The sequence below is a fragment of the Calothrix sp. FACHB-168 genome (assembly GCF_963889195.1).
In the GTDB taxonomy this organism is placed as follows: Bacteria; Cyanobacteriota; Cyanobacteriia; order Cyanobacteriales; family Nostocaceae; genus Aulosira; species Aulosira anomala_A.
Window position 1 is genome coordinate 31,115 of record NZ_CAWPNJ010000048.1, and the last position, 22,527, is coordinate 53,641.

Here is a 22,527-nt window from a genome sequence, read left to right on the forward strand (position 1 = left end):
ATTATGACAGAAGTTCTACTCAAAGAGTTAAGTAATAGCGATATTAATTGGATAGTTGCCAACAGCTATCATCAGGAGTTGCCATCTGGTAGTTCACTCATTCTAGAGGGAAAATCTAGCGATTGTTTGTATATCTTACTAGATGGTACATTAACAGTTAATATTACTCAATCTGAGAATAATCCCTTGCATCGAGCTTTTGCAGCTATTGATAGTGATATCAACTCAGATTGGGAAATTTCAAGAATATCTAGGGGTGAAGTAGTCGGGGAAGTCCCTTTTGTGAGCCATCGTTCTAATATCACTACTATTAAGGCTCTAGAAAAATCATTAGTGATGTCAATTCCCCAAGAAAAATTAGCCACAAAATTGCAGCAAGATACTGGTTTTGCAGCTCGCTTTTACCGAGCGATCGCTATTATTTATGCAGACAGACTCGAAAACTTGATTACTCAACTTGGTAGGCGCAAATTGTCACAAGCCAAGTCTTTAAAAGAAGTACTATTTGTTTTATCTGAATTAAACGATAGTGATATTGATTGGTTAATGGCTTCTGGTATCAACCAAAAATTTACAGCAGGTCAAACACTCATTTATGAAAATAGTCCTGTTGATGCCCTGTATATTATTTTGAGGGGAAAAATGTCTATGTCTGTCTCGGAAGATGATCGGAATCCTTTATTACGTGCTTTTTCTGCAATTGAGGGTAAAGAACTCATTGGGCGTGAGATTGCTAAATTATCCAAAGGAGAAATATTAGGAGAAACATCGTTTATTGATAGTCGCCTCCCTTGGGCGACAGTGAAAGTAATTGAAGATTCTCTAATTTTGGCAATCCCCAAACAGCAATTAGCAGTAAAATTACAACAAGATATCGGATTTTCCTCTCGGTTTTATCGTGTCATTTCTATTTTAGCTGCCAACAAATTACAGGAAATTTTAAGTAGAATCGGCTATGGTAGAAGAGTTTATAGTACAGGTCTTCCACTCAGTAATAATGTTGAATATGAGGATGAAATCAATATCAGCATCTTAGATAAAATGGCTATAGCGAGTAAAAGATTTGATTGGATGATTGCACGTATGAGCATAGCTTAAATATCTGCTGCTACTTGGATTTTAGTCGTGGTAGCTACTAGGTTATCAGTATTCATTTAACCCCAGGTGAATTTGGTATTGAGCCGAGATACGTGTAAAACCTGCAAGATGGTCTGGAAAGAATTCCTATATCTAGGTTTTAGCGATTTACGCTTCCATCCTTATAAGGCTTTCCACATAGTGGACAAAATTTATACCTTAGCGACACCACCAACTCACCACAATTTCGACAACTAGCCCGCAACTGCGTACCGCACAGATAACAAAACTTAGCCCTAACATTTCCCCACATCGGATCAGCAGCACCCCCAGGATTCCAACATTGGGGGCAAAACTTAATCGCTGGCATTGCTACAACCTCTTCCCCCCTAACAACAGCCTGCAAATACTCAACCGGCACGGACAAAGCCAAGGCAAGACTGCTAAGAGTTTTATGGCTGAGTTTCATCGTCAGTCCCCGTTCAATCTTCCCCACAGACCGAGAATGAATACCAGCAGCATCAGCTAACTCAAACTGAGTTAAATTCAGTCCCTTCCTGATCCGCAAAACATAGTCAGCTAGGGATTCTCCAGGTTTTGGTGTCTTAAAAGTATTCATAAAATGCTGTCAATGCTCTTACCTAAAGATATATAATTTATGAATAAATTACCTGGCGAAAAACACACTTTTTTCAGTGAAGCAAGCTGTCACATTAGCCACCGTCGCCGTCAAATTTTTAGAACGGACTGGGTTAGCACCCAGTACCATCAAAACCTACGAAATAACTCTCTTGAGCTTACTAGCAGAGTATGGAAGTTGGTCAATTGAAATTATCAGTAAGCAAAGATTAGTTGAGTATCTAGATACACTTTCACATTTAAAATACACAACTCACCACAAGCATCAAGCAATACTGCAAAGCCTATTTAACTTTGCAGTAGAGCAAGGGTATATCAAATCCAACCCAATTCGGGGATTAAAACAGCGTCCCCCACAACGAGAAAAAGGCGAACATAAAAGCGACGATACAATAAAATACCTAACACCCTCACAGCTAAATATACTCTACAAAGTAACCAAAGATGACCTGCGGATGTCTGCAATAATTCATTTATTGCATCGGACAGGATGTAGAACAGGAGAGCTTTTAGCCCTGAATTTATCAGACCTAGATATCAAAAATCAAAAATTTCAGGTATTGGGAAAAGGAAACAAACAGCGTTGGTGCTTTTATAGTGATGATGCAGCCAAATCCCTAGATAAATATTTCCAGCACTCACGCCATAAAAATATCGACGCACTTTTTACAGCACAACATCCAGTCACCCTCAAAGTCAGTAGAATTAGCTACTACACATTGCATGATTATTGGCGAAAAATCACCAGCACATATCTAGAATTAAACGGTGTACGCATCCATGATTTACGTCACACTTATGCTACCGAACGGGTAGTATTAATCAGTATAGAAGAGTTACCCTCACTCATGGGACATGAAAGTATTCAAACCACTTTACGTTATCAAAAAGTTACCTCACAAAAAGCAGAATCAGCCGCACGTCATGCTTTAAATATTCTGATAAACCCAGACAGTTAGAATCAACCTTTATTGCCTATTTATCATCTGCGAAAACAGCATTTTTCACCAAAAAAGTGCGGAAATTAATTCAATTAATTCTTTGTACCCAAAAGAATATAAAATACTGTGTGGTTAAAAAGTAAGGGATAAACCAATTTTTTGTCGGCTCTTACCACTTTGTGTTGCAAATATTACTTTAATGACATTAGTAGAGCGTACCGCTTACCCTAGATTTAAACAGTTTCCTGATGCTAAAGAGCTTGCAGAACTTTATTCTCCAACACCAGATGAAATAAAACCCGCAAAGTCGAAAACCAAGAGCCATCAAGGATTTCTTAGTTTTATAGTCATGTTAAAATCCTTCCAAAGGCTCGGTTATTTTCCTCATCCCGAACTAGTTCCCATCGCAGTAATTAGACATTTACGGTCGTGTTTAAAGTTACAAGATTGGGTAAAGGATGCGGCAGGAAATTAACGCAATTACAAATATTGTCGAGATGTATCACGGGTTTTTAGATTGGGTATTTTTTGGCAAGGAAGGGGCTATTACAGAGAATGACCCGATTGAACAAGAAAAACGCCTTGCAATTTTTAGGTCTTCTGCTAAAGACAGCATGGGAAAAATGTTGGCATCGATAGAAGCAGGATTTAGTTGTAAATCCAACAACACCCTTAATACTGCCTTCTCTGACTCACTTATATCTAAAATCTCTAGTTCTTGCTCTTGTTCTTTTATATCAGCTGTTACTAATTCCAAAACGGGCTTTATACGCTTTTGTGCGTTCAAACGTCGTATTACTGTTGACAGAAGGCGCGGAATATCTTGAGCATCTAACCCAGTAATTGTAGATATTTCCCGTACAATCGCTTCTGCTTTATCCAGAGGATTAAGATCTTCTCGATGAAGAGAAGTCAGTAATGCTTTGCGATGTAAAGTAACTGGTTCTGGAATTATTACTGCTTGTATAGTTGGCCAACCTAAAATTTTAGCGCTTCGCCAGCGTCGCTCTCCATCGAATATTAATAGATGATTGCCTCTCTGAATTAGAATAATGGGTTGTAGTTGTCCGTCTCTACTTAAAGAGCGAGACATTGATTCAATACTTTCAGGCAAAAATGTTTGTCTAGGTTGTTCCGGATTCGGCTCAATTTGTTCGAGAGGAATTGATAGAATCCCTGAGTGAGACTCTAGTTGTTTCCGCAACTCTTTAAGTTGTAATTCTAGATCGCTAGAATTTTTAGAACGAAGTTCCTCAATTTCTGCTTTTAATTGCTGTATTTCTTCCTCAGCAGCAGATAAATGCTGAGATTGCTTTGCACCTGAAAAATAATTTGTAAGAGTGAAAGTTCAACAAACATTCCGAATCACCGCAAAGATGCTAATCGAGATAAAAAAGGATTTGGGCATGGAGCAGGCTATCTGTATCCTCACGCTTACCGAGACCATTGGGTGGCGCAGCAATACTTGCCTGCTAGCTTGCAAGGACAAGTATTTTATCAGCCATCAATGCATGGGTTTGAGGAGAAAATTCATATTCAAGTTGCCAGCCGCCGTGAAGCTCAACTAGCTGCTTCCTTAGAAGGAATGGGAGTTGCTCCTCTAGAAATCCTCACTTGTGGCAGTGTTGATCAAACTACTGAATCATGGATACAACGTACTCTTTCGCAAGTAGGCACGCAATTAGCAGCAGTACGCGATAGCGAAGCGCTGCCGCCTACGGCAGATCGCATTTTCACCTTAGCTCAATTACAACGTCATCATCTGGTTTTGGATTTAAATGCAGGTAGTGGTTTACTCACCTGGGAAGCAATCCGCCGCGTCTCCGAAGGTGGAGTTTATGCTTGTGTTCATACTCAAAATGATGCTCTTGCTCTCATTGAACAAGCAGCAGCACTTCCAGAACTGATGCGTCCAGTGATATTAAATGCTCAAATCACTGAGCTACCTGCTGTGTTAGCTTCACAAACGCCAGGAGTAATATTTGACTATATTATTGGTCGCAATGTATTGTTTGCCCAAACGGATAAAGCGATCGCGGCCCCAGTTATATTTCTTCTGTTGAGATGGAAGATGTCCCAGGTAGGGTAGTTTTCAATGGTACTGCCTACACAGTAGGAGTGCGGCTCGTTTCTAGCAGGAACCCCTATTAAGGGAGGTATGGCTAGAGCATAATTTGAAAGCTGCTTTCAAATTATATAACTGTTCTTTTGATGTAGGTGAGCCTAGTAACCTAGAAAAGCAAGTCCTACCCTTGAGGAGACAAGTGACTCCCTATCTGCCCACAGTGACCATACTCGGAATTATGGAGGCTGAAGCTGGGAACAGGGCACAACCAGAGGTTAAGCAGGAAGACCACACTGGTGCTAACGGGGAGATGGCATGGATAAAACAAGTCCTAGAAAAGTGTCTCAGTGTAAAGCTGCAACCTGAAAAACAAAATGCAGACTACATCCTCTTATTCTCGCAGCATCACGCCGACAATAGCTGCAATCTCTGAGGAGAGGATAGGCAAACCGGACTGTCCTAAACCATCAAAACAATCGAAAGAACCGAACGAGTAAAAACGGTATAAGGGTCTGGGGAAAGGTCGAAAACCCACAGTAGGTAAGACGAGATACGGAACTCCCTTATATCGGGTAGGACAGATGTCAAAAAGAATACCTAAGCATACTTTATAGAAGATAACAATGGCAGATAAACAAGACTCAACCCCAGAAAAAATTCGTATTAAAGACAGCTACCGTGAACGCATATTTGCAGAATCACAACAATTAGATAAAAGTTACTTAGAGACGCTTTACTTTATCATTGATTGCTATTTTGCGTTTAAAAAAGGTGCATTCCCGATATACCCAGCAGTCACACATACACCTGTTGTTAGTCCTAGTGCTACAAAGCAAAACCTAGAAGAACAGTCTACTCCAACGCCATCTACACAAGAAATTCAAGAAACTTCAGATGGCGAAACTTTCACTCTTGATTTTGATTTGTAACCAAATGGCGTGTGTGGGGTTCGCACCCCCAGATACACTGCTGTTTTCTTCACCCAGTTTTGGAGAAAGAAAAAACTAAGAAACACTGACTCTATGAAATCGATGATCTGCTCACGGCAAGGGTTTGTCGTAGGTAATGTCGCACAACACTTTTGCACGGTCGCGGCTTCAAGAGATTCTTGAGAATATATTTTCTCAAAATTGGTACAGTGATTTTACCGCTTTGTATCCCACTCATGGTCAACCAACAGTTAGACCTTGGCGGCTGGCGTTAGTGTATAAGCTTGCCATTGAGTTTTAACTTATACTTTAAGTCACACGTAACTCATTTAGGATCGCTATATTGTCATTTTTTATTAAGTTTTTCTATTTAAAATAAAATTTTATGTCAAATTAATTCAGTATATTTTACAATAACAAAGTTTTTCTTAAATCTTACCTCTAAATACACAATATAGTGATGCTTAACTGTATTGTAGAGATGCTTAATTGATTCATCAGTATAAAAACATCACTTTAGACGTTTAGCCAGTAGTACAGTTTTTGTAAATTAACTTCGATTAATGAGAATAAACACCCTGTCTTGCCTAGCAGCCAAGACAAGGTTACCGAAGGTCAACAAAATTTGAGTATGTAGAGTTAGAGTTGAGAACTGTAATATGAGTGATTACAAAGTTGTCAATGCTGTAGATGGAACTCTCAGGAATCTCTTATGGCAAGAGATGAAAATCGACCCTTCTATTTCTAGTATTTTGGGTTCAACTGACGATACAAGAATTTCTTTTGAACCGCCTTTTAAATTAATGCAAGATACAGAACCAGAGAATAATTATCTTTCACTATTTCTTTATCGAATTGTGGAAAATGCTGAGATGAAGAATCGCCCCCAAGAATTAAGGAATAGCAATTCCCTAGCATATCCTCCTTTATCGTTAAATTTGTTTTACTTAATTACTCCCTTAACAGATAGTGCTGACAATAATCATAAATTGCTCAGTAAAGTCACGCAGATTTTATATGATAATACTATTGTTAAAGGAGATTTTTTACAAGGAATAGAAGCAGAGAAGCCAGAGGAATTACGAATAATATTTAATCCTATTTCACTGGAGGATATAACAAAGCTATGGAGTAGTTTTGCACGTCCATATCACCTTTCAATTTCCTATGAAGTCAAAGTTATTTATATTGACTCAAAACACGAAAAAGAAACAGAATTGGTGCGTCGCAAACAAGTTCAATACCAACAATTAAATAGGACTTAAGGTAAAAGTTATGACTCTAGAAGTTCTAGAACAAGTAGCCTTAGTTACAGGTAAAATATTGCACCAAGGAACAGGAGAACCTGTGTTTGGTAAAGTGCATATTACGACCCAATTTGGTGAGGTGGTGGACAAGCTGTTAAAAGACGGTAGATTTGTGATTTCTGGAAGACCAGAGTTACTATTTCCTATGTTAAGTTCGCAATCCTATCAAATTCATCTTCAGATTCGGGCTGATTCACCACAATTTCGCCAAGGTTTTATCAAAACAAATTTAACTGTAACTATCCCTAGTGGTTGGACTTTTGATCAACCTGTTTCTCAAGCAGACACTATTCTTTTAAGTGCCGATCCGGTAAATATTGGTGGTTATGTATTTGATGCAGTAAATCCTGACACCAAAATTCCTAACGCCACAATTGAAATACTCCAAGATGAAACAGTTACCCACTCTACGCTTACGAGTGCTGACCTTAACGAAGCAGGCAGGTATCGCTTTAATAACATTCTGGTTTTAGCACCAGCGCCAATTCGCTGCATTGCTACTAATTTTCAATCTCAGACGCGCAACTTATTAATTGATTTTAGTAAGTCACTCAATCAAGAGAATTTTTATTTAGTTCCATTGCCTTAGATAGTTTTGCATAACTAAAGGAGATTAATCATGCCAGAATATTTAGCCCCTGGTGTGTATGTTGAAGAGGTAGATACAGGCCCGAAACCGATAGAAGGTGTCAGTACGACTACTTCAGGAATGTTAGGGGTAACGGAGTGGGGTGTGACAAATGAACCTACTCTTGTCACTAGTTTTCCTGATTTTCAACGACAATTCGGTGGCTATCTCAACTACCGTCAGTATCAAAATAGTTGGTATCTACCTCATGCAGCCGAGGGCTTTTTTCAAAATGGTGGTAAGCGCCTTTACATTGTCCGAGTTTTACCAGACAGTGCAACCTCTGCGGTGGCAAATGTTAATATTACGATTCGTAACCCAGCATCTATCACCCTAAATACCTGGCAACTTGCATCTGATGCAGATGCAGGAGATACCACTTTAACCTTAAACAATACAACAAATCTTGCTGCTGGTAGATGGTTGCAAATTGCTGGTACTCCAGTTGAATATATTTATGTCACGGAGGTGAATACAACAACGAATGTTATTACCTTCAATAGAGGATTGCGTTTTGACCATGCAACAGCAACAGTAGCCGCACAAGTTAGTAGTCTGATTGTCGAAACTCTTGATGCAGGTGAATGGGGAAATGGACTGCGAGTAACAGCACAAGCAGATCATTTAGTTGTCACCCGTGCAGATGCAGCCGCCGCAGTTGGTAATACATCCTTAACATTACGTTCTGTTGTGGGTTTAGAAGTGGGAAGTGTAATCGAAGTTAATTACACAGAATCAACAGCAGGTCAATTTTACAAAGTCACTGCTATTAACAACCGCACTGTTAGTATTAGTTCGGGAATTTCTACAGCAGTAGCGCCTAATGCAACGGTGCGATCGCGAGAATTGAGAATCCGGGTAGAACTGGTACAAATCAATCCCATCACCAACCGTCAGCGAACAATAGTCAGTGAAATTCACCGCAATTTGGCAACCGATCCGCGTCACAGTCGCTATTTTGTCAAGATAATTGGTGCAATTGCTACACCAGATACATCCTTGGGTACTGATGGACGCACGACTGGAGAATCTGATTTAATTCGCGTAGCAGATGGATTATCTTTAAACCAAGCACAAGCTGGTATCCGAACAGAACTAGGGACAAATTCCTTCAGTTTGAGTGGTGGTAATGATAATGAAGCTAGTATCAATGATAACACTTACATTGGTGTGGATAATGTTAATCCTCAAGACCGCACCGGATTATATGCGCTAAAAAATATTCAAGAAATCAGCATTGTGGCAATTCCCGGACGCACTAGCCAAACAGTACAAAACCAGCTAATCAACCATTGTGAACTCATGCGTTATCGTTTTGCAGTGCTGGACTCACAAGTTGGCGATCGCATTGCAGAAGTCCAAGAACAACGAGGGCTTTTTGATACAAAATATGCAGCCATTTACTATCCCTGGGTAAGAATTCCTGACCCTTTTCCAGAAAACCCACAAGCGCAAGGAAGCGTGCTTTTACCCCCCAGTGGTCATACAATGGGAATTTATGCCCGCAGTGATATTGAAAGGGGTGTTTATAAAGCTCCAGCTAACGAAGTAATTCGGGGCATTTCTGACCTAGAATTTAAGCTAAATAAAGAAGAACAGGATATTCTCAATCCTCGCAATATTAACGTTTTACGCAACTTTCGGGAAGATAACCGTGGACTACGAGTGTGGGGTGCGCGTACTCTTTCGAGTGATTCAGATTGGAAATATATCAACGTTCGCAGGTTATTTATCTTTATTGAAAAATCCATTGAACGAGGTACTCAGTGGGTAGTTTTTGAACCCAACGATGAAGCATTGTGGCAAAGAGTTAGACGGGTAGTAACTGCCTTTTTAACTAATGTCTGGCGTGATGGTGCATTAATGGGGCGAACTGCAGAAGAAGCATTTTTTGTGAAATGCGATCGCACTACTATGACTCAAGATGACATTGATAACGGTCGTCTCATTGTCCAAATTGGGATTGCACCTGTCAAACCTGCGGAATTTGTTATTTTCCGTATCGGTCAATGGGTAGGTGGTTCGTCATTAGAAGAAGATTAACACAATTCATCAATTCCAAATATTACTGGGAGGACAATAACTATGTCAGAAACAGGTCAACGCAATGATCCTTTCCCACAGTTTAATTTTTTGGTGGAAATAGATGGCATTAACCGGGCAGGTTTTATGGAATGCAGCGGCTTGTCTACGGAAACTGATGTGGTTGAATACCGAGAAGGTGCTGATATTCCTACTAGTATGCGAAAACTCAAGGGGATAGATAAATTTAATCCCATTACTTTGAAAGGAGGAATGCTGCAAGATATTAGTCTTTGGAATTGGCGCAAACAAATTATTAATGGTCAGGTAGAACGTAAAAGCGCAGATATTATTTTGCTGAATGAAAGGCGTGACGAAGTATTACGCTGGCGATTGCGGGAAGCCTGGATTAGAAAGTGGGAAGGCGGCCCCTTCAACGCCAAAACTAATGATGTCTTAGTTGAGACTGTGGAAATAGTCCACGAAGGTATGGAAATTGTTTAGCACCCCAGACTACTATGCCTGAGTATCTTACCCCTGGTGTTTATTTTGAATTTCAGGATGCTGCACCCCCGATAATTCGACAGGTGCGGATGGATATTGCTGGGTTTGTCGGTTTAGCAGAACGTGGCTTAGTTAACCAGGCGGTGCAAGTTAACTCTTGGCGACAGTTTCAGGCAATATTTGGTAACTTTCTGCCTTATAGCTTCCTGGCGTATGCTGTCAAAGGCTTTTTTGAAAATGGGGGACGTACTTGTTTTATTGTCCGCATTGCTGGTAACGATGCAGCCAAAGCATCTTTAGTTCTCAAAAGTAATAACAACACTGATGTATTGCGAGTCACAGCAGTAAACGAAGGAAGCTGGGGTAACAAAATTGCGATCGCACTAACTCAAGTTCGTCCTAGTAGTCTCAGTTTTTCTTTAACAGTGATTCGCCAACAACAACGGGAGGTGTTTACTAACTTATCCTTAAATCCTGAGCATTCTAGATATTTTGCTCGCTTGATTAATTATGGTGATAAAAAAATTACTGCTTCACAGTGTATTTACGCAGAAGATTTGATTGCTCCAGGAGTCGAACGCAATCAGCAGCTACTACCAAATGCCACCAATTCTGGCTTCAAAAATCAAATTGGCTTTTTAGCAGAGGGAAAAGATGGAGTAGCATCTTTAACAATTAATGATTTTCTCGGTAAATCTGATCCCAGTTCCCCAAAACGTCAAGGCTTAAGCGTACTAGAAACAGTTGATGCTGTTGGGATTGTATGTATTCCGGACATTCATATCCGACCTGTTTTAGTTCCCGAACTGCCTCCGGTTTACGAACCACCCCGTGATCCCTGTTTACCTTTCCCTGAGTCACCAACAGAAGCCATTCCCAGTATTTCTGATGTACTAGAAACACCGCCCTTATTTTCCCCCGAAAATATTTTTACAGTTCAACAGGCGATGATAGAACATTGCGAACGTCAAAAAGACCGGGTGGCAATTCTGGATGCAGTATTGCGTGTTGGGAGCAAAGCTTCATTAACAATTGCTGAGATATTAGAATGGCGATCGCGTTTTGATTCCCAGCGTGGTTTTGCAGCTTTTTATTATCCTTGGGTGCGAGTAGTTGACCCCTTAAAATTGAGCAATAATCCCACAAAAACTGTGCCCCCTTGTGGTCACATAGCTGGACTCTACGCCCGTTTTGACTTGAATCTCGGAGTATATAAAGCCCCTGCTAATGGCGAGTTATTTTGGGCTGAAGATGTGACAGTCGAAATTAACGACGATGAACAAGCCATTTTAAATCCAGAGGGTGTCAACTGTGTGCGGGCTTTTCCAGGTCGGGGAATTCGCGTTTATGGCGCACGTACCATCAGTAGCGATCCTGACTGGCGCTATATAAATGTACGTCGTTTGATGCTGCAAATTGAGGAAGGCATAGATGAATCAACTCAGTGGGCAGTATTTGAGCCGAATAGTTTTAATTTACGGCAATTAATTGTTTTAGGTATTTCCAGTTTCTTGGAAACTTTCTGGCGACAAGGTGCGTTAGTTGGTGCTACTCCCGCAGCAGCCTATTACGTCAAGTGTGACGAAACTAACAATCCTCCCGAAATAGTTAACGAAGGTAAATTAATTGTCGAGATTGGTGTTGCGCCTACCCGTCCGGCGGAGTTTATTATTTTCCGCATTGGACGCACAGTGGAAGAATTGGAAATAGTTGAGAGGTAATTAAGCAATTCCAAATTCCAACTTTAAAAAACTAGTTTTGGTAAGTATTATGGCAATTCCTGGTATACGTTCCGATCCATTTCCTGCATTTAATTTTTACATCTCATTGCTTGATAGTTCCAGTACCCTAGCAACTTTAACATCAGTAGCCAACTTTGTTCTCGGCGGAGGGTTTAGTGAATGCAGCGGACTAGAAGCCACTATGCAAATGGAAGAATATTCCGAAGGAGGCGAAAACCGCTTTGTCCATAAATTCTTTACCCGGATGACCTATGCCAATATCGTTCTCAAACGAGGTGTAACTTTATCAGAAGATTTGTGGAATTGGCACTCAGCTTATGTTCAAGGTCAAGGTAAACGTCGGGATGGAGTAATTATTATGCAGAACGAACTCAAAATCCCCGTGAAAACATGGATATTTAAAAGCGGTTTACCGATGAAATGGGCAGGGCCAAGTTTTAATGCATCTCAAAGCAATATTGCTATTGAAACATTAGAAATTGCTCATCAGGGTTTGGAATTACTTTCAGCAGGAACAGCATTAGCACAGGTAGGAAATGCTATTGGGTCGGCATTTTAGCCTTGAATACAAACTTAAATAGAGGTATTAACGATGGCAGTCACTATTGGAAATTTAAGTAGCAGAGTCAATGTTGTTGATAGTAATAATATGCTATCGGAAGCAGTGATGGAACAGATTGTACAGCAAGTGATGATGAAATTAAGAGATGAAATGGCAGCCGCAGAACAAGCCAAGCAAGAAAGAGAAATTACAAATCGTTCTACAACTCCTGAACCTTTTTAAGGTGTGAGGTGAAATATGACATTACAAAAAGCTTATTTTATTAACTTAACTAAAAAAGAACGAGCAGCACCAGATAGCGACGAATCAGCCTGGAAAGTCGAGGTGCAATTCAATCCCACAGATTTGAACTTTAGTAAAAATGCCCAATTTGCTGACATCCCAATTCCCGGATTAGACGCACCCGTACAGCAATTTATTCGTGGTGGTACGGAAACACTAACTTTGGAGCTATTTTTTGATACTACTGATGATGGCATGGGCATAACTGCCCGCAGCGTCACAAATTTGACTGATAAATTTTACGAATTGGTGAAACAAGACCGTGAAAGCCACGCACCACCAAAATGTCTGTTTGTTTGGGGTCCACCCCAATATCAAGAAACAGCAGAATTTCTGAATTCTATTTCGTTTTCTGTTGTTTCTAATGCCCCTTTTTGGTTTACCTGCATTGTCGAAAATGTAGACCGTAAATTTACCCTGTTTAGTCGTGAAGGAATACCATTACGTGCCCGTCTGACAGTGAAATTGCGCGAATATCAAACTATTGAACAAATGGCATCAAGGTTAAATTCTGCCGATCATACCAAAGCCAGGATATTTAAACGCCAGGAACGTCTGGATAGAATTGCCGCTAGAGAATATCAAACATCTGCGGAATGGCGACGTATTGCCGAAGCAAATGATATTGATGATCCTCGACGTATTCGTCCGGGAACAACATTAGTAATTCCACCAATTCGCACTGAATCTGTAATTTAAGGTCGGATAAACTATGACAGTAGCAACAGAATTTCAGTTACGGGAAATTTATAGAAATCGTGACTTCTATGTCCCAGCTTTTGATATCAAAATCGATGGTGAAAGTTTACCTGAATATGCGGGCAAAGATGTCATTGATGTACGTTACAGCGACAACATTGACCAAATAGACTCGTTTGAAATTACTGTCAATAATTGGGATGCGACGCAACAGGATTTTAAATATACAGGCTCTACTAAAAATACTACTACACAACCCAATCGACTGTTTTTTCCGGGAAACAAAATTGAAATTTGGATGGGTTATTTTCTTCCACCAACAGCAGCAGCTAGAGGAGAAGATACAGGATTACAGTTAATGTTAGTGGGATTAATTACAAGAATTACACCAAATTTTCCTGAAAGCGGTCAGCCAACACTGAAAGTTAGCGGTCAAAATGCCCTACGTGAATTGATGAATCGTCAAACTACACATATTTATACAAACAAACGAGATAGTGAAATTGCTGAAGAATTAGGAAGACGAGGAAATTTTAGAATTGGGAATTTAGAGATTCCAGTTCGCATTGACGACAATGCCAAAAGCCAAGAATCTGTTAATGAACATGTATTTCAGAACAATCAATATGACATAGTGTTCTTGCTACAACGCGCCCACCGTAATGGTTATAACTTGTTACTTAGACAGGGAGATGGTGTCAGATTACCCCGACAATATCTTTTTTTTGGTCCCCTCGGTCAAGAAAGAAGAATATCTTACATTTTGGAATGGGGAAAATCTTTAATTCAATTTCAGCCAACCCTCACCACTAGTCGTCAGGTTTATTCTGTGACTATCAATGCTTGGGATGCTTCACGGGGAAGACGTATTACGGTGACAGTAGACCGCAGTCAATTACCAACCAGAGGACTGCGCGATCGCCGGGAGTTAAACTCTATTGAAGAAGGATTTCGAGAACGCAGTGAAGTCATTGTCGATCGTTCATTTCGCAATCAAGCAGAAGCAAGACAATATGCCCTCAGTCGATTGTCAGAAAACGCTAGAGATTTAGTCACTGGTAAGGGTTCAACCGTTGGTACACCGGATTTACGAGCAGGTAGCATAATTCAGATGCAAAAGTTAGGTATTCTTTTTGACGGCAGATATGTGGTGAAATCAACTACCCATACTATCAACGCTAGTGGCTATATCACAGAATTTGAAGCGCGTTTGGAGGAGGAAAACCGATGACCCAAATGAATGGTGTGGTTGCAGCGGTTGTTGTCAATCGTGATGATCCAGCTAATTTGGGAAGGGTGGAAATACGCTACCATTTCCAAGAACAAGGTGACAGAAGTTACTGGGCACGAATTGCTACCCTGATGTCTGGCGATCGCCGTGGAAGTTGGTTTATGCCAGAAGTCAACGATGAGGTGCTGGTGGCTTTTGATCATGGAGATATGCAAAATCCGTATATTGTGGGTTTTTTGTGGAATGAGGAAGGCAGACCACCAAATGAAGGAATTGACCCAAATGTGCGGCGGTTGCAAACATTTAGCGGTCATATCCTGGAATTTGACGATCGCCTTGGACAAGAAAAAATTACACTGAAAACCAGAAGTGGTAATGAAATTTCGATAAATGAAGCAACACAAGAAATCAAAATTTCTGCACCCACAGGTAGATTGACAATCAATTGCTTACAAGCAGATATTACCGCTTCTACCCAATTGACTGTGAATGCTCCCACTACCAGCTTTGCGGGAACCGTAGTAGTTGCGGGGAGTATTTCTGCTGCTGCTTACACGCCAGCACCTGGAAACACCTTTGGACTGTAAAGGAGGGAAAGTAAATGCCATCTCTGTCAGTACCACTTCCCACTGTTAAATTTGACCCTGCAATACCCAGCCAACTAAATTTGGCAGTGTTAGAAAAGCCAGTAGAAATTTACTCTGGTAATATCACCTTCCCCAACGGTCAAAAATTTGAACAAAATCAGCAAAAAGTGGCCGGATTTTTTGTTTATCGTCAGCAAGCAGGTTTTGCTGAAATTTGGGATGACACAGCGAAACTTTGGAAACCTGACCCCGGAGAAGCATTGGCAGATTTGCAATCGAAACCCTTTGCTTTTAAATCTGGTGAATCGGAACCTTGGCAAGGTTTATTTGTGCCTGCGGGAGAAAAAAATCCCGTCTTTGAGAAACAAGATACAGGATTTAAATATTTTTTCCGCACTTACTTTGTTAGTAACGAAAAAACAGGCTCAATTTCTGGTTTGAGTGCCCCCAGTGTAGCAATAAATTTTATTGGGATTCTGGATGTGATTCGGGCTGGTATCAAACTGGGAGAAAACCAAAAGCCGGAAGACGCGACAGAAATTGAGTTATTTCTGCGTAATCAGTCAGGTCGGATTATTGGTTCATTGGCAATTTTTAGCGAGGGTGACTCTGCCCGAATTGAGATTAGTAACAGAGATGGTGCTAGCAGCGGACAACGAGCAATAATTCGGCTTTTACCTTCAGGAGATGTGGAAATTATTCCTCTTCCTAACAGAAGGGTATTAATGCAAGGTGACTTAGATGTTAGTCGAATTTTTTACCAACCAGCTAATCCGCTAACAGGTGTACCCATCGGTTCTAGACAGTGGTTGGGGTAGTTAATTTAAATTTCTCAGGAGGTAGAAATGTCACGGGAATTTTTGGGAGTCGGTTGGCAATTTCCCATGCGGATAAATTCCCGTGGAGGGCTTTCCTACTCCAGTAACGAACAAAAGATTGAAGAATCTATTTGGATTATTCTGAGTACCGCGAAAGGGGAACGGGTAATGGAACCTAATTTCGGTTGTGGTATCCATGATTATGTTTTTGCTCCCAATAATCCAGGAACACGCGGTTCCATCGCCTACGAAGTCCAAGCAGCCCTGACAGAATTTGAACCGCGAATCAATTTAGAAAGTGTGCGAGTTGAATCCTTTCTCGACAGTGACAACCGCTTATTAATTTATGTAGATTACCGAGTCCGGACTAACAACGCCAAACGCAATTTAGTTTATCCATTTTATTTAACAGAGCCTTAAATTCCTAATTCCTAATTAATTATTATGCCTTTACAACCACCCAATTTAGATGACCGCAGATATGATGAACTTTTCCGGGAGTTGCGTTCCTTAATCCCCCGATATGCGCCGGAATGGACTGATCATAACCTGTCCGATCCTGGCATCACCATGATGCAATTATTTTCCTGGCTGGGTGAAATTATTTTGTTTCGCCTTAACCGGGTTCCTGAACGCAACTATATTAAGTTTTTGCAACTAATTGGTATTGAACAAAAACCCGCAACGCCAGCTCAGACGGAATTAACTTTTACTTTGGTTGTCCCCAGTCCCTCAATTATTTTTATACCCAAAGGTACTAGGGTCAGTGCCCAAGTACAACCACCACCACCCAGCGCCTTGGCATCTCCTAGCTTACCTCCTGCCGCAGAAGAACCGGTAATTTTTGAAACTGATGAACCATTAATTGCTCTGGGGGCAATCCTGCGATCGCTATTAGTGTTTGACGGGACAAATTATACAGATTACACCCAAGCAAATCAGATTCCTCAGCAGCATTATCCAGCTTTTGGTAGTAGTCCTGAGAATAACAATGCCCTATTGCTTGGTTTTGCCTCAGATAATCCCTTCCCCGAAGCAGAAGTGAATTTGTTTATACGAGTGTTTATAGATGCTGCTATAGCCCCAGTACATCGGTGCGATTTACTAGAAAATCAGATACCTGTTGCAGCTACCGTAGTTTGGGAATATTGGGATGGTGCTGATTGGAGTAAACTTAGCCTCCTCAAAGATGAAACTAGGGCATTAACTCAAACTGGCCATGTATATTTTCGCACCCCTAAACCACCCAATGGGTTACAAAAAGGTATTGTGGGTTCAGTCTTAGAACAACTCTACTGGATTCGCTGTCGTCTAGAAAATTCTCAGTATGATAATCCCCCGGAATTAGATGCAGTATTAACTAATACTGTACGTGCAACCGCCATTACTACGGTGAGGGATGAAGTATTAGGTTCTAGTAACGGCCAACCAAACCAAAGTTTTCGCCTGCGTAACGCCCCCATTTTTGCCACGGCGTTGCGTCCTGTAGAAGAACGACTACGGGTAAAAGCAGCCCAACCCCCTAACCCTAACGAAGTTGAAAGACTAGCGTTAGATAAAGCCTTACGAGAACGAGAATTAATCAAAGGCTTTTTGCTAGAAGTGGATGAAGGACAAGGAACGCAAGCATGGGAAGAAGTAGAAGACTTTTTTAATTCTGATGCTAGCGATCGCCACTATATCCTCAATCGCACCACTGGTGAAATTACTTTTGGTGACGGTGAAGAAGGGCGAATTCCTTTAGCAGGTATCAACAATCTTGTGGTGCGCTACTACCGCTATGGTGGCGGTGCTAGGGGAAATGTTGGTGCGGGGACAATTAGCGATTTACAAAGTCCAGCGCCAGGGGTAGATAAAGTTAGTAATTACTGGGCTGCTGAAGGAGGAGCAGATGAGGAATTAATTCAAGATACCAAAGCCCGTGCCCCCAAAGAAATCAAAGCCCGCAGCCGTGCTGTGACTAACCAAGATTTTGAATTCTTGGCACAGCAAACACCAGGAGTTCGTATCCGTCGCGCCTATGCTTTACCGCTTTACCATCCCCAATTTCCGGATACACCAGTACCAGGTGCAATTACAGTCATCGTTATTCCCGACAGCAAAGATCCTAAACCTATTCCTAGCGAAGCTACCATGCAAGCTGTGTGTGCCTATCTCAACCGTCACCGCTTGTTAACTACAGAGGTATTCATTGCGCCACCAAAATACGTACAAGTAAAAATTGAAGCAACTGTTCTGGCTCGCCCAACAGCCAATCCTGCCGCAGTTAAAACCAATATTGAAACTGTTTTGCACACTTATCTCAATCCCCTCACAGGTGGCGAAGATGGTTTGGGTTGGGAGTTGGGAGGTGAAGTGATACATTCAGAAGTCTTTCGTCGGGTGCTGATAGTAGAAGGCGTGCAAAGGATAGACGAATTACGGATTGTTGTAGATGGCGATCGCCTTTCACCTTGTACTAGTGCCCAAATACCTAAAGGCTTCTTAGTGTTTTCCGATGGTCATGATATTAATGTCACCCTTACACCTAATGGCTGATGCGAAAAATGTAATTTTAGGAAATTTTTTCCCTTCTATCCTCTACCCTTAGCCCTCTAAAGGAGCAAACGATGTCTGAAATTACTTCCCCAACTTATTTTATTTTAGATAACCAACAGGGACAGAATCCTGAGGATGGTTGGCGTATTCAGACTGTGACACAAGTGCAAATTTCGCCCCAAGGTTTGCAACTATCATTACTACCTAGTCCACCCGTTCCCTTAAAGGATGCTCAAGGTACTTTTGGTGGGTTGACAAATCCCACAGGGGTAGCTGTGGATGCTCAAGGAGTAATTTACATTGCTGATGCCACACAACATCAAATTTTTCGACTGACACGCCGGGATAAATTACAAGTTTGGGCAAAGTTTTTCCGCATTAGCCAAGGGCCATTTAAAAGCGATCGCTTTGTTTATGTTCCCACTGCTCAAAGATTAGAACGTTGGCGGGCTGCTCGGCAAGATCCCGCAAGTTTTGCCGAGGTGGAGGTAATTAAAGAGAGAGTATTTGATGAAATTCAAGCCAGTAAATTAATTATTTGCTACATCCAAACTCAACCACCAGAAATAACAACAAATTTATGCAATCCGGTAACAGAGGAACGAGAATTAGCAAAAGAAATTATTGCTGAGATTTGGGAAGCACCCTACCCTGAATATTTACCTGCTGGGAAAATTTGTCAATCTTCCCTAGATTATTTACCTTGCGTGGGTGGTTTAGGAAATGCACCCCGACAATTTAACGAACCTCGTGGATTAGCAATTTCTCCAAAAGGTAATCTCTACGTTGCAGATTCGCAAAATCATCGCCTCCAGGTTTTTGCTTTACCACATCTGGTGTTAACAACAATTTGGGGAAATAATGCTGGTAATAATCCCGGAGAATTTAACGAACCTTGGGATGTGGTAGTTGATAGATCAGAAAATGTTTATATTGCCGATAAAGGCAATCATAGATTGCAAAAGTATGACTATCGCCAGCGTTATTTTATAGCTTTTGATGGTACAAATCTCCGGGCTAATTTTTTTCAGGTATTGTATGGTAACTTGCCAGGCGATCGCTTCATTTTTATCCCTGAACGCCGTCGCTTAGAACAATGGTCGCGCAGTTTAGGACGCAACCCCAATAATCTTAGCGAAGTTACAATTATTAGCACTCAAATAGATACTCTTGATGCAGCGCGTCAACGCATCTTAGAAATTCTCAACGCCAAACATGCAACAGATATTTTAGTTGAATGGTCAGATATTTATCCCTTAGAATATCATGAGGAATTTGTTAGTCCCACTCATTTAGCAATTGATGCTGAGGGCAATATTTATGTAGTTGATAGTAGTAGAGATTACGTCAAAGTATTAGATATCCAAGGACGAGTAATTAAACAAATTTCCTTTCTTGGTGAAGTTGTTGGTCAATTTCCCATCACAGCCGTAACTGTGGATGCTGATGGTAAGTTAATTTTAGCAAATAGCCAGGGTTTACATCGCTTTGATTTGCACAAAGGCTATCAAGGCTATTGTGGAACTTGCAAAGGTGACTGTAACAGTTTGGCAACAGATATAAACGGCGATATTATTGCTGTTGGTGGTGATTTAGGAGAAGTTAGTCTGATTCCTCCACCCAAAACATTTGAAACTCAGGGTACATATTTTTCTCGTCCTCTCGATAGTAATATTTACCGTTGTCAGTGGCACAAAATTATTTTGCAGACAGACTCTATTCCTATAGGTACAAGTATTAAATTTTGGACTTACACATCAGAAGAGAAACTAACCCAAGTAGATATTCAAGCATTACAACCTGAAGATTGGCATACAGGACAATTGAATGCTGAAGATTTTCTTATATTAAGTCCTCCTGGTCGGTTTTTATGGCTCAAAATTGAATTTGTCGGCAATGGTACGATTACCCCAATTCTCAAGCGACTAAAAATTTATTTCCCGCGCTTGAGTTATTTACAATACTTACCAGCAGTTTATCAAGCAGACTTGGTAAGTAAAGACTTTCTGGAACGTTTTCTCTCAATCTTTGAAACCGTACTCGGGAGTGTGGAAAACAAAATTGACCACATTTCTGAATATTTTGACCCAGATGGAGTACCAGACCGCAAATTTTTAGAGTGGTTGGCTGCTTGGGTAGATATGAAATTTTACCAAGGTTGGTCTTTAGCAACTTGCCGTCGCTTGTTACGTCATGCACCCGAATTATATCGTCAACGAGGAACAGTAGCCGGGTTAAAGCTCATGCTGAGGTTAGCATTTGGGGTGGAGGTGGAAATTTTAGAACACTTTCGTTTGCGTAGATGGTTATTTTTAAACAGTCAATCTTCTTTAACAAGAGGTGCGGTGTTGTGGGGAAATCAAATTCTTAATTACCCACAATTAGGAGAAAATTCTCACTTGGGAAATTTAACTTTACAGGGAACTTCAGAACCAATCAGTGATATGTTTTCCGCCTTTGCTCATCGCTTTAGTGTATTTATTCCCGCCACTGAAACTCGTTCTGATAGAGAAACTCAAATTCGTGCCTTAATTGTAGCCGAAAAACCAAGTCATACACAATATACCTTACATAAAGTTGAACCGCGGTTTCGCGTTGGAGTACAGTCTACCCTTGGCTTTAACACCTTGGTAGGAAATTATCCACGTTTGGTACTAAATCACTGTGCAACTTTAGGATACGATGCTGTGCTTAATAGCAGCCAAGAAAGTAAAACCGTAGGAATGCAAGTAGGAAATCAACGTGTAGGAGTAACGACTCAGTTATAAAAAAAAGGAAAAATAGAGAAGAAGAAAACAACAAAGTTTTAAATTTTGAATAGCTTGGGAGAAGTGATGAAAAAAACTCAAAAAAATTACCAAAATGATTGTATAGAATGTGATATTTCAACTGCGGAAAGGTTGAATTATTTTACAGGACAATTTTTGACAGAGCGAGATTTTAGTGCAGAACAGGAATATCAAATTGGTAAAAATCGCCAGCACAATCGTTATTTACACGGTTACGGGACAGTTTGCGGTTTAAAGGTAGTACAACATCCTCATCTCGATTGCCGCGATCGCTTTATCATTATTGAACCAGGATTAGCCTTAGATTGCTGCGGTAGAGAAATTTGGGTGCGGGAACCAGTCTATGTTGACATCGTAAAAGCACTTGCACCGCAAATTAACGATCCCACACTCACAGGAAAACATCTGCTGATTTCCCTTTGCTACACAGAGTGTAAAACAGAGTATGTACCTGCACTTTACTCTGACTGTGGTTGCGACACCACAGGATATGAAGCCAACCGTATTTTTGAGGGGTTTGAGGTAGATGTGCAACTGATAGATAAACTACCAAAACCTCACATTAGCGAACCCTTTGGAGTGAATTTAAACTGGGTAAGTACCATCAATCTAGCGCAAGCATCTCGGTTGGTGTTGGATACAGGGAAAAAACGTCTTTACGTGTTGACATCTGCAAATCCCAGTCAAATCGCCATCTACGATACAACTAACTATTTACTTCTGGGAAGTATTGCAATTGGGACAAATGGTGTACAGGGTGTAGATATGGCGATCGCACCCTCTGGCAGATATCTATATATAATTTGTTACGGGGAAGGTGCCACAGATAATTATTCCTTAAAAGTCATAGATGTCGAAAACCCTGCAACCCCTGTTAATAATTTGACATTAACATCAGGAGCATTAACCAGCCCCCCACAAGTAGTTGTTTCTCCCGCTGATGGCAGAATTTATACCCTCGATATTAACGCCGATCCCAAAAAACTGATCGTTTGGAAAACTGAAATTAATACAACATCTGGAATCGATCCAAATTCAGCCAAAGACTTAGAAATTACTAATACCAGCCATCCTGGAACCATACTCAATGATCCACAAGCAATAACAGTGAGTCCTGATGGTAAATGGCTATTGATTGCAGATGGTGCAGGTAATCAAATTCAAATC

General features: G+C 40.8%; 21 protein-coding genes and 2 pseudogenes. 21 read left to right on the forward strand and 2 right to left on the reverse strand.

The features are described 5' to 3' along the window. The first annotated feature begins 3 nt into the window (after positions 1-3). Positions 4-1,098 (forward strand): cyclic nucleotide-binding domain-containing protein, encoded by a 1,095-nt coding sequence (locus AACW45_RS26620; RefSeq protein ID WP_190635957.1) that lies wholly within the window; start codon positions 4-6, stop codon positions 1,096-1,098. A gap of 139 nt (positions 1,099-1,237) precedes the next feature. On the opposite strand, the gene AACW45_RS26625 is transcribed toward AACW45_RS26620, so the two are convergent. Beyond that, positions 1,238-1,696 (reverse strand): helix-turn-helix domain-containing protein, encoded by a 459-nt coding sequence (locus tag AACW45_RS26625; protein WP_190635959.1) that lies wholly within the window; start codon positions 1,694-1,696, stop codon positions 1,238-1,240. Between the two features lie 76 nt (positions 1,697-1,772). Between AACW45_RS26625 and AACW45_RS26630 the strand changes: the two genes are divergently transcribed. The 3 genes from AACW45_RS26630 to AACW45_RS38465 all read left to right on the forward strand — a co-directional run bounded on the left by AACW45_RS26630 (position 1,773) and on the right by AACW45_RS38465 (position 3,484). After that, entirely contained in the window at positions 1,773-2,675 is a 903-nt protein-coding gene (locus AACW45_RS26630; protein WP_190635961.1) for a tyrosine-type recombinase/integrase, read from the forward strand. A gap of 181 nt (positions 2,676-2,856) precedes the next feature. Then, on the forward strand, positions 2,857-3,132 hold the full coding sequence (locus AACW45_RS26635) for a DUF4158 domain-containing protein (protein WP_190635963.1): 276 nt from the start codon (positions 2,857-2,859) through the stop codon (positions 3,130-3,132). A gap of 22 nt (positions 3,133-3,154) precedes the next feature. Beyond that, on the forward strand, positions 3,155-3,484 hold the full coding sequence (locus AACW45_RS38465; RefSeq protein ID WP_373462101.1) for a hypothetical protein: 330 nt from the start codon (positions 3,155-3,157) through the stop codon (positions 3,482-3,484). A gap of 29 nt (positions 3,485-3,513) precedes the next feature. Here AACW45_RS38465 and AACW45_RS38470 read toward each other — a convergent pair. Continuing rightward, positions 3,514-3,861, reverse strand: a pseudogene (locus tag AACW45_RS38470) (ParB/RepB/Spo0J family partition protein); the annotation flags it as partial. Between the two features lie 153 nt (positions 3,862-4,014). Here AACW45_RS38470 and AACW45_RS38475 point away from each other — a divergent pair. The 17 genes and pseudogenes from AACW45_RS38475 to AACW45_RS26725 all read left to right on the forward strand — a co-directional run. After that, positions 4,015-4,140, forward strand: a pseudogene (locus tag AACW45_RS38475) (hypothetical protein); the annotation flags it as partial. 691 nt (positions 4,141-4,831) lie between these two features. After that, complete coding sequence (locus AACW45_RS26650) at positions 4,832-5,155, forward strand: hypothetical protein (RefSeq protein WP_242045770.1); 324 nt, start codon at positions 4,832-4,834, stop codon at positions 5,153-5,155. A 190-nt stretch (positions 5,156-5,345) separates the two neighbouring features. Further along, positions 5,346-5,651, forward strand: a complete 306-nt coding sequence (locus tag AACW45_RS26655; protein ID WP_190635965.1) for a hypothetical protein — start codon at positions 5,346-5,348, stop codon at positions 5,649-5,651. 659 nt (positions 5,652-6,310) lie between these two features. Then, the gene (locus AACW45_RS26660; RefSeq protein ID WP_190635967.1) at positions 6,311-6,916 is read left to right on the forward strand and encodes a DUF4255 domain-containing protein; all 606 of its coding nucleotides are present in this window, start codon (positions 6,311-6,313) and stop codon (positions 6,914-6,916) included. A 10-nt stretch (positions 6,917-6,926) separates the two neighbouring features. Beyond that, positions 6,927-7,547 carry a carboxypeptidase-like regulatory domain-containing protein gene (locus AACW45_RS26665; RefSeq protein WP_190635969.1) on the forward strand — a complete coding sequence of 207 codons (621 nt, stop codon included), beginning with the start codon at positions 6,927-6,929 and terminating at the stop codon, positions 7,545-7,547. A 30-nt stretch (positions 7,548-7,577) separates the two neighbouring features. Then, entirely contained in the window at positions 7,578-9,629 is a 2,052-nt protein-coding gene (locus AACW45_RS26670) for a phage tail sheath C-terminal domain-containing protein (RefSeq protein WP_199331240.1), read from the forward strand. A 42-nt stretch (positions 9,630-9,671) separates the two neighbouring features. Beyond that, positions 9,672-10,112 (forward strand): phage tail protein, encoded by a 441-nt coding sequence (locus tag AACW45_RS26675; protein ID WP_190635971.1) that lies wholly within the window; start codon positions 9,672-9,674, stop codon positions 10,110-10,112. Positions 10,113-10,126: 14 nt separating this feature from the next. Further along, positions 10,127-11,833: a phage tail sheath family protein gene (locus AACW45_RS26680; protein ID WP_190635973.1), complete on the forward strand. Its 1,707-nt coding sequence runs from the start codon at positions 10,127-10,129 to the stop codon at positions 11,831-11,833. 49 nt (positions 11,834-11,882) lie between these two features. Beyond that, positions 11,883-12,413, forward strand: a complete 531-nt coding sequence (locus AACW45_RS26685) for a phage tail protein (protein ID WP_190635975.1) — start codon at positions 11,883-11,885, stop codon at positions 12,411-12,413. Between the two features lie 33 nt (positions 12,414-12,446). Further along, on the forward strand, positions 12,447-12,638 hold the full coding sequence (locus AACW45_RS26690) for a hypothetical protein (protein WP_190635977.1): 192 nt from the start codon (positions 12,447-12,449) through the stop codon (positions 12,636-12,638). 15 nt (positions 12,639-12,653) lie between these two features. Beyond that, on the forward strand, positions 12,654-13,397 hold the full coding sequence (locus AACW45_RS26695; RefSeq protein WP_190635979.1) for a CIS tube protein: 744 nt from the start codon (positions 12,654-12,656) through the stop codon (positions 13,395-13,397). A gap of 13 nt (positions 13,398-13,410) precedes the next feature. Then, positions 13,411-14,628, forward strand: a complete 1,218-nt coding sequence (locus AACW45_RS26700) for a phage late control D family protein (protein ID WP_190635981.1) — start codon at positions 13,411-13,413, stop codon at positions 14,626-14,628. Beyond that, positions 14,625-15,215: a phage baseplate assembly protein V gene (locus AACW45_RS26705; protein WP_190635983.1), complete on the forward strand. Its 591-nt coding sequence runs from the start codon at positions 14,625-14,627 to the stop codon at positions 15,213-15,215. Before AACW45_RS26700 ends, AACW45_RS26705 begins: the two co-directional genes overlap by 4 nt. A gap of 14 nt (positions 15,216-15,229) precedes the next feature. Then, complete coding sequence (locus AACW45_RS26710; protein ID WP_190635985.1) at positions 15,230-16,033, forward strand: hypothetical protein; 804 nt, start codon at positions 15,230-15,232, stop codon at positions 16,031-16,033. 27 nt (positions 16,034-16,060) lie between these two features. After that, positions 16,061-16,453 (forward strand): GPW/gp25 family protein, encoded by a 393-nt coding sequence (locus AACW45_RS26715; protein WP_190635987.1) that lies wholly within the window; start codon positions 16,061-16,063, stop codon positions 16,451-16,453. Between the two features lie 24 nt (positions 16,454-16,477). Next, entirely contained in the window at positions 16,478-18,571 is a 2,094-nt protein-coding gene (locus AACW45_RS26720) for a putative baseplate assembly protein (protein WP_190635989.1), read from the forward strand. 71 nt (positions 18,572-18,642) lie between these two features. Next, positions 18,643-21,339: a phage tail protein gene (locus tag AACW45_RS26725; protein WP_190635991.1), complete on the forward strand. Its 2,697-nt coding sequence runs from the start codon at positions 18,643-18,645 to the stop codon at positions 21,337-21,339. Positions 21,340-22,527 lie beyond the last annotated feature (1,188 nt).